We start from the raw sequence: 15672 nt of genomic DNA, 5'->3' as shown, positions 1-15672 counted from the left end.
TTCAGCCCTTCGTGGCCCCTGCGGTGACGCCGTCGGCGATCCGGCGTTGCAGGAACAGGTAGACGACGAGGACGGGTACCGCGGCGATCAGCACGCCGGAGGCGAACACGGGGATGTCATCCGAGTACTGCCCCCGCAACGAGGTGACACCGACCATGAGCGTGCGATGGTCCGCCGACGGCATCATGAGCAGTGAGATGAGCACGTCGTTCCAGCAGAACAAGGCGTTGAGCACACCGACCGACACGAGTGCCGGCGCGCCCAGCGGGAGCATGATCCGCCAGTAGACGCCGTACACGGTGTTCCCGTCGATCCGCGCGGCGTCGACGATCTCGGCGGGCACGGTCGAGTAGTAGCTGGTCATCAGGAACACCGTGAACGGGAGGAACTGCGCCACGTACGCGAGGACGAGCCCCGGGTAGGTGTCGACGAGCCCGGCGTCGGCCATGATCCGCGCCAGCGGGACCATGATCACCTGGAACGGGATGAACAGCGCGGCGAGGATGCCGAGGAAGAGCACCGAGGAACCGCGGAACCGCAACCGGGCGAGCGCGAACCCCGCCATCGACCCGAACAGCAGCAGCAGCGCGACCGAGCACGTCACCACCACCGCCGAGTTCAGGAAGTACCGGGACATGCCGACGTTCGTCCACGCCGCGGCGATGTTGTCCCACCGCAGCGAGTCCGACAGCGAGAACCGGTCGAGGATGTACTCGCGGCGGGTCTTCATGGCGACGTTGGTGGTGAACACCAACGGGTAGATCGTCGCCAGCGCGAGCCCGGCCATCGGCACCGCGACGACCCACCTCGTCAACCTCCGGCCGGCCATCAGACCTCCCGGCCCGTGCGACGCAGGACGGCGATCTGGGCCAACCCCACGACGAGCATGATCACGAACAGCACCGACGACGCCGCGGACGCGAGCGCGGGCTGGTTGAACTGGCCCTGCTGGACCCAGATGTAGTACTCGGGCAGGTAGGTGGAGCCCTCCGGACCGCCGCCGGTCATCACGAACAGCAGGCCGAACATCGACGTCAGCATGCCGATCATCGTGGTGACGAAGACGAACTGGATCGTGCGGGTCAGGGCCGGGACGATCACGTGCCGGATGGTCTGCGGCAGCGTCGCGCCGTCCACCTTGGCGGCGTCCAGCAGCGAGGGGTCGAGCGCGGAGAACCCGGCCAGGAACACGACGAGCGCCATGCCGAACGTCGCCCAGACGTGCACGCCGACGACCGCGAAGATCGCCACGTCGGGATCGCCCAGCCAGTCCACCGGCCCGATGCCCACCCCGCCGAGCAGCGTGTTGAGCGGACCGTCGTAGGCGAGCAGCAGGTTGAAGATCGCCCCGACGATCACCGGTGAGAGCACGGCCGGGAAGAAGTAGACGCCCCGGAAGACCCGGTGTCCGGGCACCCGGAGGTAGATGAACGTGGCGAGCAGCCCCGGGATCGCCACCGCCACGGGTAGCAGCAGCACCAGCAGGCCGACGTTGCGCAGCGCGGTGCGGAACAGCGGGTCGGCGAACAGGGTCGCGTAGTTGTCCAGGCCGACCGGCATGCCGTTGCGGTCGCCGTCACCGGTGAAGGAGAAGTTGACCCCCAGCACCAACGGCCACAGCCGCAGCACGACGATGATCAGGACGGCCGGCGCGAGCAGGACGAACGGCGCCAGGCGCTCGGCCCGCGACCCGCGACGGGTCCGCCGCGGGAACGGCCTCCCCGGTCGCCGGGCCGCCGCTACCACCGCCACCTCGTCCCGCTCGGCGACCATCGTGCGCACCGAGGACGGGGAACCCCCGGACGGCACGGATCAACTCGCCTTGTCGGAGGCGGCCAGCTGCGCGACGGCCTCGTCCACGGTGATCGAGCCGCTGAGCAGTTGCTGCGAGAGACGCCCCATCAGGTCGATCGTCTTGCTGGACAGGGCGACGTGCAGGGCGGGCTTGCCGGTCTTGATGCCCGCGGTGATCGTGGTGACGGCCGGACCGCCGGCGGAGACGTCGATGGTGGTGTCGGACGCGATCGCGCCCGCGTCGGCGTAGAAGGCCTTCAGCGCCTCGGAGGACGTCAACGAGCGCACCAGGTCGGCGGCCGTCTTCGGGTCCTTGGTCCACTTGGCGACCGCGTAGCCGATGCCGCCGTCGAACGGCAGGCTCGGCGTCGCCGCGGGGTTGACCACGGGCGCGTCCATGACGCCGACCTTGTCCGCGTCCAGGAACTCGGCGAAGTCCTTCCAGTGCCCGATGTCGGACATCAGGCCGATGATGTGCGCGGCCTTGGCCGACTGGAAGACCGCGAACGCGTCGTTGAACATCGCGGTGGAGTTGGCACCGTCGTTGTTCAGGCCGGCGTCGCTGACCTGCTTCCAGAGCTCGAAGATCCGCTTCACGTCCGGCGAGGTCCAGTTCCGCTTACCGGCGATCCAGTCGTCGTACTCCTGCGGCGTGAGCACCGCGGAACCGATGCTGGACAGGAAGAACTGGATGCCGATGCCTTCCTTGTTGCCCACGCCGAAGCACTTGGCGCCCGTCTTGCCGGTGATGACCCCGCAGTCCGCCACGAAGTCGTCCCACGTCTCGGCGGGCGCGTCGGGGTCCAGTCCCGCCTGCTCGTACAGCGCCTTGTTGTAGTAGAGCGGGTGACCTTGCAGCGTCACCGGTGCGGCATAGGTCTTCCCGTCCCGGGTGAACGCCTCCCAGCCGGCCAGCCGCTGCTTGTCCTGGGCCACGTAGTCGTCGAGCGGCACCAGCGCGTCGACGCGGTCCCGGAGTTGGCCGCCCCCGTTGAAGAGCATGACGTCGGGGCCCTTGCCGGACTGGATCGCCGCGCCGAGCAGCGTGTAGTACTGGTCGAACGGCTGCGCCACGAACTCGACGTCGACGTCCGGGTGGCTCTTCGCGAAGTCGGCCTTCGCCTCGTCCAGGTACGCGGCCACGTTCGCGTCGCCGGACTTCCAGTCCCAGACCACCAGTTTGTCGCCCGAGCTGCCGGAGGAGCCCGGAGCCGTGGCGCTTCCGCAGCCGGACGCCAGGGCCAACCCCAGGACCACGACAGCCGACCACAGTGCGCGCTGCTTCATCGCTGCTCACTTCCCAGACGGCGGCCGGGCGATCTACGCACGCCGGCGCGAGTGGTTCACCCGGGCTTCGTGCGTTCCCCGGAGGGTCGCCGGGAGTGCCAGGTCGGCGCCGACGACTTCGGCCAGCATACCGATCCACCCCATCCAAGGGAACAATGAGTCGTACTTACTTTGCCGCCTACCGGAAGCTCGTTGGCGAAACCCGCAGTACGATCGAAGTAGTTCCGCAATGCTGCGAAAAAGTCTCGGGTTTCCCTTGACGCGCAGCGACACACAGGCTGTCATGAGTAGCTAGAACCGCGGCGCGATGAGTCTGACTCATCGACAGGAGGTCCGGGCTCACCGGACTCCGGCCCACGAGCACCACGACGTAGTGGAGCAGCTCATGCGACAACGGCCGAACGGCCGCGCCCCCTGTGCGCCCCGAACCTGCGGTCCCTGCTGACGGGCCACCCCCGGTGAACGGCCGTCGCAGATCCTCACCGGTCCCGGGAGGACTCCCGGCGGTTCCGGAAGACCCGTCCCTTGTTGTGCATGCACCGGTCGCCGTGCACCGGCGTCCGGGCTCGGAGAACGGGAGGTCCACGTTGGGCGCACGACGGGTCACCCTGGCCGACGTGGCCAAGGTGGTCGGCGTCTCCCAGACCACGGTGTCCCTGGTGCTGTCGGGACGCGGTCGCGACCTGCGGATCTCCGAGGAGATGCAGCGCCGGGTCCGCGAAGCGGCGACGGAGCTGGAGTACCGCCGCAACCGGGTGTCGATGGGGCAGCGCGGTACGAGGACGCAGACGATCGCCTTCGTGTCCGACGCCGTCGCCAGTTCGCGGCTCGCCGGCCACATGATCAAGGGCGCGTTAGGCGCGGCACGCAAGCACGGCGTCACGCTGCTGTTCGGTGAGACCGAGGGCGATGCCGGCTTCCAGCGCACGTTGATCGAGACGATGCACGACTACCACGTCGACGGCATCGTCCTCGCCTCGGTGCACACCAGGACGACGAGCATCCCGACCGAACTCGCCACCGGACCCGCGGTGCTGCTCAACCTGCTGCCCCGGGAACCGTCACCGCTGGTCTCGGTCCTGCCCGACGAGTTCCAGGCAGGCCGCGCCGCCGCGCGCGTGCTCCTCGACGCCGGGCACGGCGAGGGCATCCACCTCATCGGTGTCGGCCCGTCCGGGGACGACGTCCCCCCTGGTCGGCCGGCGGCGTTCGACCGGCTGACCGGCATCCGCCACGAGCTGGGTGCGGCGGGCGTCGAGGTGGAGAGCGGGCACGCGTGCCGCTGGTGGTTGCCGCAGTACGGTTTCGAGGCGACCCGGACCCTGCTGCGCAAAGCCCGTCCCCGCGCGTTGATCTGCCTGGACGACCGGCTCGCACTCGGCGCCTACCAGGCGTTGCAGGACGCGGGCCTCACCGTGCCGGACGACGTCTCCGTCGTCTCCTTCGACGACCACCCCATCGCTTCCTGGCTGCGCCCCGGCCTCACCACCGTCGCCCTGCCGCACCACGACCTCGGCGCGAAGGCCGTCGACCTCCTCTTCGCCGACGCCGGTCAACCCGACTCGGACCGCTTGCGCCGGAACAGGACCCACCGCGTCCCGATGCCCGTCCGCCACCGGGATTCCGTGGCGCCACCTCGGTAGACCCGGTGTCTGCTGCGGATCTGGCACTTCGCCACGCGGACGGCGCCGTCACGCTCATGGGTGCACGCTCAGAGGCACACGCTCAGGGGTACAGCGGAAACGACCGGTCGCGGTGCCCTGCGACACCGTGCTGTAAGCCCACGCCACAGCGGTGAACGGCGAGCAGCGGGAGACGAGCGGGAGACGAGCGGCGAGCGGCGGGAGGCAGCACGTTGCCGCCCCGGCCGACGGCGGTGGCCGGGGCGGCGTTCGGTGCCGTTATGCCCGCACTAGCCCCAGGTGGGACCTCACCCCAATCGTCCCGCCCACTCGTACAGCTCGCGGGTCTGCTCGGCGAAGCGGTGCTCGTCGCTGCCCAGCGGGTCCTTGAAGAAGAACGCCAACGCGCCCAACGCCCCGGACTCCCCCGCCGCGTGCGCCGCGGCGACGAGCCGGGTCAGGTCGAGCACCAGCGGCGCCGCGAGGGCCGAGTCGAGGCCCGTCCAGGTGAACTGCAGGCTCATCCGCGCGCCGAGGAACCCTTCGAACGACACGTGGTCCCAGGCGGTCTTCGTCTCGCCCAGGTCCGGCACGTTGTCGATGTGCAGGGGTGCCGTCACCTCGCCGCCGAGCATGGCCGCGAGCCCGTTCGCCTTCGACCGCAGCTTGCTGTCGGCGTGCGCCGGGTCCTCCAGCGTCGCGCCGTCCCCGCCGCCGAGCAGGTTGGTGCCCGCCCACGACCGGACCGACAGCGCCCGCGAGGTGAACATCGGCGCGAGCACCGTGCGCAACAACGTCTCGCCGGTCTTGCCGTCACGCCCGGCGTAGGGCAGCCCTTCCCGCCTGGCCAGTTCGTCCAGTGCGGGAAGGGCGATGCCGGTCGAGGGCGTGAAGTCGACGAACGGGCAGCCCGCGGTGAGCGCCGCGTACGCGGCCAGCGAACTGGGTGGAAGCACCTTCCGGCCGGGATCGGCCATCGCGCGCTCCAACGCGGCCAGGTCGGCGTGCTCGGGCAGCGACGGCACGGGCGGCTCCGTCGACGACACGTTGACCACGACGACGCGTGCGAGCCGGTGCCGTTCGCGGAACTCCGCGATGTCGGCGGCCAGCCACCGCACGACGTCGGCCTGGACGCCGTCGAAGCTCGCCGTCCGGATCTCGCCGTCCACCTCGCGCAGGCCTGGCTTGACCCACTCCAGCAGGTGGTGCGGCAGCACACCACCCTGCGCCAGCAGCTCGGCCCGTTTCTCCAGCGGTGTCTGCGCTATGTCGTGCCCACCGACAACGAGGTCCGACCATCCCGGCAGCGTGACGCCGACCAGTTCGGGGCGCTCGGTCACGCAGCCGGTCGCGGGCGTCAGGCCCGCACGCAGGGCCAGCAGGCCGCTCACGGCGGTCGTCGCGACAGAGCCGCGTGCGCCGATCAGCCAGAGCCCCGTGGACTCGTCCGCCATTGGTCGTCCCTCCGATCTAGTGCCGCACGGTCGCAACCGGACGGGTCGAAACCGAGCCGGTCAGAACTGGGCGATGAACCTCCACGCCTCGCCCTTGGTCCAGGTCCGGACGCCGTCCTCGCACGCGCAGCCGTCGACCGGGCCCGGTCCGTGGCCACCGTCGAACGCGGCCCACTGCACGGGGTACCCCGCACGGCACGAGTACGCCGTCGTGATGTGCGTGCGACTGCCCGCCGCCGGCTCACGCGGGCTCTGCGCGGCGCAGCCGTTGTTCGCCACGAACCGGTCGCGCAACGACCGTCCCGCCGAGATGTTCAGGACGTTGTCCGAGATGCCGTGGATGCCGAAGTACGCGATCGGCTGACTACCGCCGCTGCACCCGCTCAACTGCGCACCCGCGTAGACCACGACCGCGCGGAACACGGTGGCCCGAGCACACGCGAGCGCGTAGCTCATGCCGCCGCCGTAGCTGAAGCCCATCGCGAACCGCAGCTTCGGGTCGACGCACAGGTCGCTCTCGATCCGCTTGATCATGTCGTCGGTGAACGTGACGTCCTCACCACCGGAGTTCGCCCAGCCGTTGCCCAAACCCTGCGGGGCCACCAGGATCGCGCTGTTGCTCGACTGCTCCTGCATCCCGTAGTACGACCAGGCCGTCCCACTGGAACCACCCGACGACACGTCGTTCATCGTGCCGCCACGCCAGTGGAACCCGAAGATCAACCGGTACGGACGGGTGTTGTCGTAGCCGTCGGGCACCCTCGCCGTGGTCGGTCCACTGCTGGATCGCGGCGCCGTCCGCGGTCGACGAGTTCGGCACGTCGAGGACCTTGCCCGAGTGCCGCGACTTGACCCGGTAGTAACCGTCACCCGAGTCCAGGAACTGCCACTGCTGGTTCGCACCGTCGTTGCGACTCCACTGCGCGATGCGGCCACCGTCGTTCGTCGCCAACCCGTACACGTCCAACGCCTTGCCGCTGTTGCGGTTCACCAGCACGTACCACGCACTCGGGTCGACGGTGGCCGCCGCCGCCGGCGACGCGTTGACCGCGGTCATCGTGCCGGCCGCGAGGAGCACCGCCGCCACGACGGCCGTCACCGGTCGTCTGCGACGTGCCTGTGGGGAGGCGTGTGCCTCACCGGTGGTTGTCATCGGGCACTCCTTCGGTTCAAGGCAGGGTCCACCGCTGGTTGGTGCCGCCGTGGCAGCTCCAGATGATCAACTGGGTGCCGTCCGCGGAACTGCCGCCGTTGGCGTCCAGGCACTTGCCCGACTGCGGGTTCACCAGCGAGCCGTTGGCGCCGGCGGTCCAGTTCTGACCACCGCTGCCGTTGCACGTCCACAACCGGACCGCGGCGGCGTTGGCCGTGCCCGCCACCTCCATGCACTTGTCCAGCGCGCGCAGGGTGGTCCCGTCGACCGTCCAACGCTGGTTCGCGCCGCTGTTGCACGTCCACAACTGCACCTTGGCGCCATCGGCCGAACTGCTGCCGTTGACGTCCACGCACTTGCCGGAGGCACCCGTGATCGGCCCCGTGCGCGGAACCGGAACGGTGCCCAGCTCCTTGATGCGGATGTTCCGGAACGACACGTCGTCACCGGTGCCGTGGTTCTGGATGCCGATGTGCCCGGACACCAGCGACCGCGCCGGATCGGTGTTGGTGAAGTCGTTGACCTGCACGCCGTTGAGGAACACCCGCAGGCGCTCGCCTTCGACCAGCAGCTCGAACGTGTTCCACTCGCCGGGCGGGTTGAGCGCGGAGTCACGGGCGGTCTGGTCGGCACCCTTGAAGCCGTAGATCGCGCCGGTGGTCTTGTCCGCGGTGTCGGTGGCGTCGATCTGCACCTCGTAGCCGTTGGCCATCGCGGAGTTCGGGTCGCTGCTCGGCGGGAAGCCGACGAAGACGCCGGAGTTGTCGTCGCCCGGCAGCCGCCAGTCCAGCTTGAGCGAGTACGAGCGGTACTCGCGCGCGCTGTTCCAGAGCAGGCCCTGGCCGCCGAACGAGGTCAGCGTGGTGTCGCTGTTGGTGAACCCGCCCGGCCCGGCCTGTGACCAGCCGGTGGTGGACCCGTTGTACAGCGCGGTGTAGCCGGTCTCGGGTCGGCAGTCGGCCTTGGTCCGGTTGGCCGCGTACCGGATGCCACCGAGGATCATGGCGCGGAAACCGGCCTCGGTGTAACTGGACTGGGTGTGGCCGCTGCCGGTGTAGAAGGACCGCCCGCCCTGCACGGTCTTGCACCAGGTGTGCGGGTGGTCCGCGCCCATCGAGCCGCCGCTGTAGGTCGACTCGTCCAACGTGGCGAGGACCCTGGCGGTGGACCGGACGCTGCCGCGGAAGTTGTACCACTCGTCGGTCCTGGTCCACGCGGGGCTCAGGTGCGCGGTGGCGGCGTGCGCGCGGTTCTCCACCCGGACCGTCGCCTGCTGGATCGCCGGGTGCGAGGTGAAGTACGTGCCGACCAGCTCGCCGTAGAACGCCCAGTCGTACTCGGTGTCGGACGCCGAGTGGACGCCGACGTACCCGCCACCGCCCCGGACGTAGGACTCGAACGCGGACTGCTGCGTCGCGTTGAGCACGTCCCCGGTGGTGTTGAGGAACACCACGGCCTCGTACCGGGCCAGGTTGGTGGTGGTGAACTGGGCCGAGTCCTCGGTGGTGGTCACCGTGAAGCTGTTGGCCGCGCCCAGGTCCCGGACCAGCTGGATGCCGGCCGGGATCGAGTCGTGGCGGAATCCCGCGGTCTTGGAGAAGACCAGGACGTCGTACGGCGCGTCGGCCGCGGCTGCCGGTGGAGCGGAGTTGAGCGCGGCGACGGTCAGGGCGGCGGCGATGACGCCGAACACCCGTCGGGTGGGGGAAGTTCTCATCTCATGGCCTCCTGGGAGGAGGGCGATGTGGCGTCGTCCCCGTCGTGGGAACGACGGGGACGACGCCACATCGTCAGGGCAGGGTCCACCGCTGGTTGGTGCCGCCGTGGCAGCTCCAGATGATCAACTGCGTGCCGTCCGCGGAACTGCCGCCGTTGGCGTCCAGGCACTTGCCCGACTGCGAGTTCACCAACGAGCCGTTGGCGCCCGCGGCCCAGTTCTGACCGCCACCGCCGTTGCAGGTCCACAACCGCACCAGGCTGCCGTCGGCGGTGCCGGCCGCCTCCATGCACTTGTCCAGCGCGCGCAACGTGGTTCCGCTCATCGTCCAGCGCTGGTTCGCACCACCGTTGCAGGTCCACAGCTGGACCTTCGCACCGTCGGCCGAACTACCGCCGTTCACGTCCACGCACTTGCTCGCGACCCCGACGATCGGCCCGGTCCGCGTGCCGCCCGTCGACGTGCCGAACGTGTAGGCGTCCACGTCGAAGAGGGTGCCCGTGCCACCCGCGAACGTCAGGTACAGCGCGACGGTCCCGGATGGCACGTTGGACAAGGTGGTGGACACGTCGGTGAACGTCTCCCACCCGCCGGTCACCGGCACCGTCACCGTGCCGAGCACCGGCCCGGTGGCCGAACCGGTCCGGACGGACAGCGTGCCGCCCGAGCCGGCGGACGACACCCGCGCGGTGAACCTCGTGGTCGCGCCGAGCGCGTACGGTTCGAACGCGATCCAGTCGCCGTTCTGGATGTCGCCTACGGTGCGCCCGCCCTCGGCGGTCGCCTTGTCGTAGAGCCCGGTGCCGGACTGCGTCGAGAAGTGCTCGGCCTGGCGGTGCCGCAGCTGGAGCACGTGCTGGGTGTGCGTGGTCACCGGCGGCTGACCGTTCGCGCCGGAGTCGGTGTACTCGGCGTCGAACACCGCGAACAGGTTCGCCGCCGTGTCGTGCTCACCGTCCACCGGGATCTGCAACGTGCCCGAGCAGCCGGTCCGGGTGGTGATCGGGTGGCCGTGGCTGTCATGGCCGAGCACGTAGCTCAGCTTCACCCGCGTGCAGTCGATCGTGCCGTCCTCCGCGTCCGACGCCGTGATCGTGTACGGCACGGCGTCGCCGAAGTCGAACAGGGTGCCGTTGACCGGCGCGTCCAGCTTGACCGTCGGCGCGGTGTTCCCGACCGAGATCGACACGCTCGCGCCGCCGGTGCGGCCTCCGGTGTCGGTCACCGTGAGCGTCACCTGGTACTGGCCGTTGGCCGTGTAGGTGTGGCTGGGGTTGGCGGCCGTCGACGTCGTGCCGTCGCCGAAGTTCCACGAGTAGGTCAGCGCGCCGCCCTCGGGGTCGGAGGAACCGGCCGACGAGAAGTTCACCGTCAGCGGCGCGCTGCCGGACGTGCGGTCGGCGCCGGCGCGTGCGGTCGGTGCCTTGTTCCCGGCAGGGTTGTACTCGATGCGGTACAGCGCGGAGCTGGCGTCGCCGCTGCCCCAGCCGGTGCCGTAGTCCAGCACGTACAGGGCACCGTCGGGGCCGAAGGTGGCGTCCATGACCTGCGTGCCGCGCCAGGGGAACTCGCTGACCTGGCCCGCCGACCCGTCGGCGTTGACGTCGATGGTCTTGATCCAGCGCCGACCGAACTCGGTGGCGAACACGTGCCCGTCCAGCGAGGCCGGGAACTTGATCGACGACGGGTTGGCCGCGTCGTACCGGTACACCGGTGCGGCCATCGGGGACTCCGAGCCGCAGCCGAACGCCGCGAAGGAGCAGTTGTCGTACTTGATCCACGCCGAGCGCGCGCCCGGCAGCGTGCCCAGCCCGGTGTTGCGCGGCGAGTTGTTGGTCGGCGCGGCGCAGTTGAACCGGCCGCCGGACTGCCCGGTGGCGAAGTTGTAGTCGACGTACGCCTCGGACGTGGTGTTCGTGCCGACGCAGTAGGGCCAGCCGTAGTTGCCCGCCGAGGTGATCCGGTTGAACTCCACCAGGCCGGCAGGCCCGCGCGTGTTGCTGCTCGTGCCCGCGTCCGGCCCGTATTCACCGAGGTAGATCGCGCCGGTCGCCTTGTCCACGTTGAAGCGGAACGGGTTGCGCAGGCCCATCGCGTAGATCTCCGGCCTGGTGTTGGCCGTGCCGGGCGCGAACAGGTTGCCCGCCGGGATCGAGTACGACCCGTTGGCGTTCACCTTGATCCGCAGCACCTTGCCGCGCAGGTCGTTGGTGTTGCCGGCGCTGCGCTGCGCGTCGTAGACCGGGTTGCGGTTGGTCCGCTCGTCGATCGGGGTGTAACCGCTGGAGTCGAACGGGTTGGAGTCGTCCCCCGTCGACAGGTACAGGTTGCCGGCCGCGTCGAAGTCGATGTCGCCGCCGACGTGGCAGCAGTTGCCCCGGTCGGTCCCGACCTCCAGCACGGTGACCTGGCTCGCCATGTTGAGGGTGAAGTCGGCGTTCAGGGTGAACCGGGCCAGCCGGTTGACCCCCTTCCACGCCGAGAAGTCCGACCCGGTGGCCGGTGCGTCGCCGCCCGGCGTGGACAGCGGCGGGGCGTAGAACAGGTAGATGTACCGGTTGGTGGCGAAGCCGGGATCCACCCCGATGCCCTGCATCCCTTCCTCGTCGTGCGTGTAGACCGGCACCGAGCCGATCACGCTGGTGGCGCCCGCGGCCGTGGTGCGGCGCACCGTCCCGTTGCGGGCGGTGTGCAGCACCGAGCGGTCCGGCAGCACGGCGAGCGTCATCGGCTCACCCACTTCGCCGACGCCTCGGGCCAGCTCGACCTGCTGGAAGTCGGCCGGGTTGACCGCGTGCGCGGCGGCCGGTGACGAGGAGCCGATCACCGTCGCCACCACACCGGCGGCCACGAGGAGAGCGGCGGTCAACGCCGCCCTGACTCGGTATCTCATGGCAGGCTCACACCCTTTGATCTCAGCTGACAGGGGGCTTCGACACGATCGCGAGCGGCTTCCGGGAGCGCTCCCAGTCGTGCTCGGGGAATTCCGATGGATTTCCGGCGCAGGCTAAGTGCTAATGATCGGCTAAAGCAACGACTCCGCCGGCCGCACGGGCGGCGCGCGCGTTATGTCCTCAATGGACTGAACATCACCGGGGCTCGACCGGCCGAGCGACCGCGACCGGGCGGGTGCGCCGGTCGGAACACGGCACCCGTTGCACCACAGCGTGGTCGTCGCATCGAAGAGCCCCCTCGTCACGTCATCGTCGACGGGCGCGGCCGGGCCACCCGCCTGGAACCGCGGGCCTCCCCGGAGCTGTCCCCGCACCGTAGCCACCGACGAGTCGGGGCGTCAACGTTCTGCGTTGCTAAAATTGTTAGCGCTAACGAGCGATGGCCATTCGGCAAGGTCAGCAGGCGGGGCCAGCTCGTGTTATCGCTAACACCGATCGGCCGGATGGCATTGACGGCGCCGTTCGCCGCCGGCTACGTTGCCCCGAGGGCTTCGGTCGAGCCGTGGACCTCGCGACCCGATCCGGCGGTCCACCGGCCACTGAGGACAGTCGTGTCCCGCTCCCGGTCCAGCACCGTCCACTCTGGAGGGTCCAGCATGTCGGATTTGCCACGCAGGCGCCTGATGAAGTTCGGCGCGGCGAGCGCCGGAGCCCTGATGATGCCGGGCGGGTGGACGGCGGTGGCCCGTGCCGGGTCGACCGCGCCGCCCGAAGTGCAGGCGGTCGACGACCTCGCGCTGTGGTACGACGAGCAGGCCGGCACGGAGTGGCTGCGCGCGCTGCCCGTCGGCAACGGCCGGCTCGGCGCCATGGTCTTCGGCAACGTCGACACGGAGCGGTTGCAGCTCAACGAGGACACGGTCTGGGCGGGCGGGCCGCACGACTACACCAACCCGCAGGGCGCGAGCGCCCTGGCGGAGATCAGGCGACTGGTGTTCGCGAACCGGTGGACCGAGGCGCAGGCGCTCATCGACCGGACGATGCTCGGCAGCCCGGCCGCGCAGCTGGCCTACCAGACCGTGGGCGACCTCAGGCTCACGTTCCCCACCGCGAGCGGGCTGTCCGGTTACCAGCGGTGGCTCGACCTGACCACCGCCACGACCGCGGTGACCTACGTGGCGAACAACGTCCGGTACCAGCGCGAGGTGATCGCCAGCGCGCCGGACCAGGTCATCGCCGTGCGCCTGACGGCCGAGACGCCCGGGTCGATCTCGTTCACCGCCTCGTTCAGCACACCGCAGCGGGCGACGGCGTCGAGCCCCGACGGCACGACGATCGGGTTGGACGGCCGGTCCGGTGACCACCGGGGCATCACCGGCGCCGTCCGGTTCCTCGTGCTGGCCAAGGCGATCGCCGAGGGCGGCAGCACCAGCAGCTCCGGCGGCACGCTGCGGGTGTCCAACGCCACCAGCGTGACGCTGCTGATCTCGATCGGCACCAGCTACGTCGACTACCGGAACGTGGCCGGCGACTACCAGGGCATCGCCCGCGGTCGCCTGAACGGCGCGCAGGGCACGGCGTACGACGTGCTGCGCAGCCGGCACGTGGCGGACTACCGGCAGCTGTTCGGGCGGGCCACGATCGACCTCGGCCGCACCGCGGCGGCGGACCAGCCGACCGACGTCCGGATCGCCCAGCACGGCAGCACCGTCGACCCCCAGTTCTCCGCGCTGCTCTTCCAGTACGGCCGGTACCTGCTGATCTCGTCGTCGCGGCCGGGCACCCAGCCCGCCAACCTCCAGGGCATCTGGAACGACCAGCTGACCCCGGCGTGGGACTCGAAGTACACCATCAACGCCAACCTGCCGATGAACTACTGGCCGACCGACTCGACCAACCTCGCCGAGTGCTACGAGCCGGTGTTCCGCATGATCAACGACCTCACCGCGACCGGCGCCCGCACCGCGAGGGCCCAGTACGGGGCCGGTGGCTGGGTCACCCACCACAACACCGACGGGTGGCGCGGCTCCTCGGTGGTCGACGGCGCGCTCTGGGGCATGTGGCAGACCGGTGGCGCGTGGCTCGCCACCATGGTCTGGGACCACTACCTGTTCACCGGCGACGTCGAGTTCCTGCGGACCTACTACCCCGCGGTGAAGGGCGCCGTCCAGTTCTTCCTCGACACCCTGGTGGAGGAACCGACGCTGAAGTGGCTGGTCACCAACCCGTCGAACTCGCCGGAGCTGCCCCACCACGCGAACGCCAGCGTGTGCGCCGGTCCCACGATGGACATGCAGATCCTGCGCGACCTGTTCGACGGCTGCGCCCGCGCCTCGGAGGTGCTGGGCGTGGACGCCGACTTCAGGTCGCGGGTCCGCTCGACGAGCCAGCGGCTCGCACCGACGCGGGTCGGCTCCCGGGGCAACGTCATGGAGTGGCTGTACGACTGGGTCGAGACCGAGCCGAACCACCGGCACGTCTCGCACCTGTACGGCCTGCACCCGAGCAACCAGATCACCAAGCGGGGCACGCCCCAGCTGTTCGAGGCCGCCCGCCGCACCCTCCAGCTGCGCGGCGACGCCGGCACCGGTTGGTCACTCGCGTGGAAGATCAACTACTGGGCGCGGATGGAGGAGGGCGGCCGGGCGCACGACCTGATCCGCTCACTGGTGACGCCGGACCGGCTCGCGCCGAACATGTTCGACCTGCACCCGCCGTTCCAGATCGACGGCAACTTCGGCGCGACGTCCGGCATCGCCGAGATGCTGCTGCACAGCCACAACGGCGAGCTGCACCTGCTGCCCGCGCTGCCGCCCGCCTGGCCGGCCGGCAAGGTCGACGGCCTGCGCGGCCGGGGTGGTTACACGGTGGGCGCCACGTGGAGCGGCGGTGTGGCCAGGGAGCTCACCGTCAAGCCCGACCGCGACGGCGCCGTCAAGGTCCGCAGCCGGGCGTTCACCGGCACCTACGCGCTGCAGGACGTGACCAGTGGCGCCGCGGTCCAGCCGGAGCGGCTGGAGTCCGACCTGATCCGGTTCACCGGGCAGGCGGGCCACACCTACCGGGTGACCGCCCAGGGGCAACCGGCGCTGGTCGAGCCCGGCGTGAACTACCACCTCGTCGCGCAGCACAGCGGCAAGCGGGCCGACGTCAACGGAGCCTCGACCGCCGCCGGCGCCACGCTGGTCCAGTGGCCGGCCACCAGCGGCCTCAACCAGCAGTTCGACTTCCTGCCCTCGGGCGACCACTACCGCATCCGGGCCCGGCACAGCGGGCTGGTGCTCCAGGCCGGCAGCGGCAGCGGCACCGACATCACCCAGCAGCGCGATGCGGGCACGTCGAACCAGCTGTGGCGGCTGGTCGACCACGGCGGCGGTGTGGTCAGCGTGGTCAACCAGCAGAGCGGCCTCGCGATGGACGTGTGGTCCGCCTCGACGGCCGATGGCGCCCGCATCTCGCAGTGGTCGCTCACCGGCAACACCAACCAGCGCTTCCTGCTCCAGCGCGCCTGACCGTCGCTGTTCCTGGCCGGGCCGCAGTCCACCTTCACCGACAAGACATAGGATCAATCCGCCGGATCACGGTGGCGACACGCGAGTCGTAGGACGGCTCGTGTGAGACCAACAGCAAGGCCCAGTAGGCAATACGCGGTGTCGGACGTCGCCGAGCGCATGACCCACCCTTCCGATGAGGTGGGATGTATTGCTAACCTTCGCCGCGCTCGTGCGGCGTCCGACCTCGACCGCGTTGC

The 15672-nt window shown here is 70.0% G+C and carries 9 protein-coding genes; 2 read left to right on the top strand and 7 right to left on the bottom strand.

Annotated elements, in window-relative coordinates; genetic code table 11:
* Position 1: 1 nt before the first annotated feature.
* The 3 genes from OQ02_RS35620 to OQ02_RS35610 are packed head-to-tail and all read right to left on the bottom strand — an operon-like array spanning position 2 to position 3081.
* Complete coding sequence (locus tag OQ02_RS35620) at positions 2 to 829, bottom strand: carbohydrate ABC transporter permease (RefSeq protein WP_033443068.1); 828 nt, start codon at positions 827 to 829, stop codon at positions 2 to 4.
* Positions 829 to 1773: a carbohydrate ABC transporter permease gene (locus tag OQ02_RS35615; RefSeq protein ID WP_081916182.1), complete on the bottom strand. Its 945-nt coding sequence runs from the start codon at positions 1771 to 1773 to the stop codon at positions 829 to 831. The genes OQ02_RS35620 and OQ02_RS35615 overlap by 1 nt, the downstream gene beginning before the upstream one ends.
* Positions 1774 to 1812: 39 nt before the next feature.
* A complete protein-coding gene (locus tag OQ02_RS35610; protein WP_033443067.1) occupies positions 1813 to 3081 on the bottom strand; it encodes an ABC transporter substrate-binding protein in 1269 nt (422 codons plus the stop codon).
* Positions 3082 to 3668: 587 nt separating this feature from the next.
* Between OQ02_RS35610 and OQ02_RS35605 the strand changes: the two genes are divergently transcribed.
* Positions 3669 to 4724: a LacI family DNA-binding transcriptional regulator gene (locus OQ02_RS35605; RefSeq protein ID WP_033443116.1), complete on the top strand. Its 1056-nt coding sequence runs from the start codon at positions 3669 to 3671 to the stop codon at positions 4722 to 4724.
* 287 nt (positions 4725 to 5011) lie between these two features.
* On the opposite strand, the gene OQ02_RS35600 is transcribed toward OQ02_RS35605, so the two are convergent.
* The 4 genes from OQ02_RS35600 to OQ02_RS35585 all read right to left on the bottom strand — a co-directional run bounded on the left by OQ02_RS35600 (position 5012) and on the right by OQ02_RS35585 (position 11920).
* The gene (locus OQ02_RS35600; RefSeq protein WP_033443066.1) at positions 5012 to 6157 is read right to left on the bottom strand and encodes an inositol-3-phosphate synthase; all 1146 of its coding nucleotides are present in this window, start codon (positions 6155 to 6157) and stop codon (positions 5012 to 5014) included.
* Between the two features lie 556 nt (positions 6158 to 6713).
* The gene (locus OQ02_RS47315) at positions 6714 to 7310 is read right to left on the bottom strand and encodes an RICIN domain-containing protein (protein WP_442973726.1); all 597 of its coding nucleotides are present in this window, start codon (positions 7308 to 7310) and stop codon (positions 6714 to 6716) included.
* A gap of 16 nt (positions 7311 to 7326) precedes the next feature.
* The gene (locus OQ02_RS47035) at positions 7327 to 9027 is read right to left on the bottom strand and encodes a ThuA domain-containing protein (RefSeq protein WP_033443065.1); all 1701 of its coding nucleotides are present in this window, start codon (positions 9025 to 9027) and stop codon (positions 7327 to 7329) included.
* Positions 9028 to 9100: 73 nt separating this feature from the next.
* Positions 9101 to 11920, bottom strand: a complete 2820-nt coding sequence (locus OQ02_RS35585) for a PQQ-dependent sugar dehydrogenase (RefSeq protein WP_033443064.1) — start codon at positions 11918 to 11920, stop codon at positions 9101 to 9103.
* A gap of 657 nt (positions 11921 to 12577) precedes the next feature.
* On the opposite strand from OQ02_RS35585, the gene OQ02_RS35580 reads away from it, so the two are divergent.
* Positions 12578 to 15433: a glycosyl hydrolase family 95 catalytic domain-containing protein gene (locus OQ02_RS35580; RefSeq protein ID WP_033443063.1), complete on the top strand. Its 2856-nt coding sequence runs from the start codon at positions 12578 to 12580 to the stop codon at positions 15431 to 15433.
* Positions 15434 to 15672: the final 239 nt, after the last annotated feature.

The organism is Saccharothrix sp. NRRL B-16314 (assembly GCF_000716595.1).
GTDB lineage: Bacteria > Actinomycetota > Actinomycetes > Mycobacteriales > Pseudonocardiaceae > Actinosynnema.
This window is presented reverse-complemented; position numbering and strand designations above follow the sequence as displayed.

Coding starts and splice junctions, on each gene's coding strand:
- OQ02_RS35620 (WP_033443068.1), bottom strand. CDS start 829: ATGGCCGGCCGGAGGTTGACGAGGTGGGTCGTCGCGGTGCCGATGGCC.
- OQ02_RS35615 (WP_081916182.1), bottom strand. CDS start 1,773: ATGGTCGCCGAGCGGGACGAGGTGGCGGTGGTAGCGGCGGCCCGGCGA.
- OQ02_RS35610 (WP_033443067.1), bottom strand. CDS start 3,081: ATGAAGCAGCGCGCACTGTGGTCGGCTGTCGTGGTCCTGGGGTTGGCC.
- OQ02_RS35600 (WP_033443066.1), bottom strand. CDS start 6,157: ATGGCGGACGAGTCCACGGGGCTCTGGCTGATCGGCGCACGCGGCTCT.
- OQ02_RS47315 (WP_442973726.1), bottom strand. CDS start 7,310: ATGACAACCACCGGTGAGGCACACGCCTCCCCACAGGCACGTCGCAGA.
- OQ02_RS47035 (WP_033443065.1), bottom strand. CDS start 9,027: ATGAGAACTTCCCCCACCCGACGGGTGTTCGGCGTCATCGCCGCCGCC.
- OQ02_RS35585 (WP_033443064.1), bottom strand. CDS start 11,920: ATGAGATACCGAGTCAGGGCGGCGTTGACCGCCGCTCTCCTCGTGGCC.
- OQ02_RS35580 (WP_033443063.1), top strand. CDS start 12,578: ATGTCGGATTTGCCACGCAGGCGCCTGATGAAGTTCGGCGCGGCGAGC.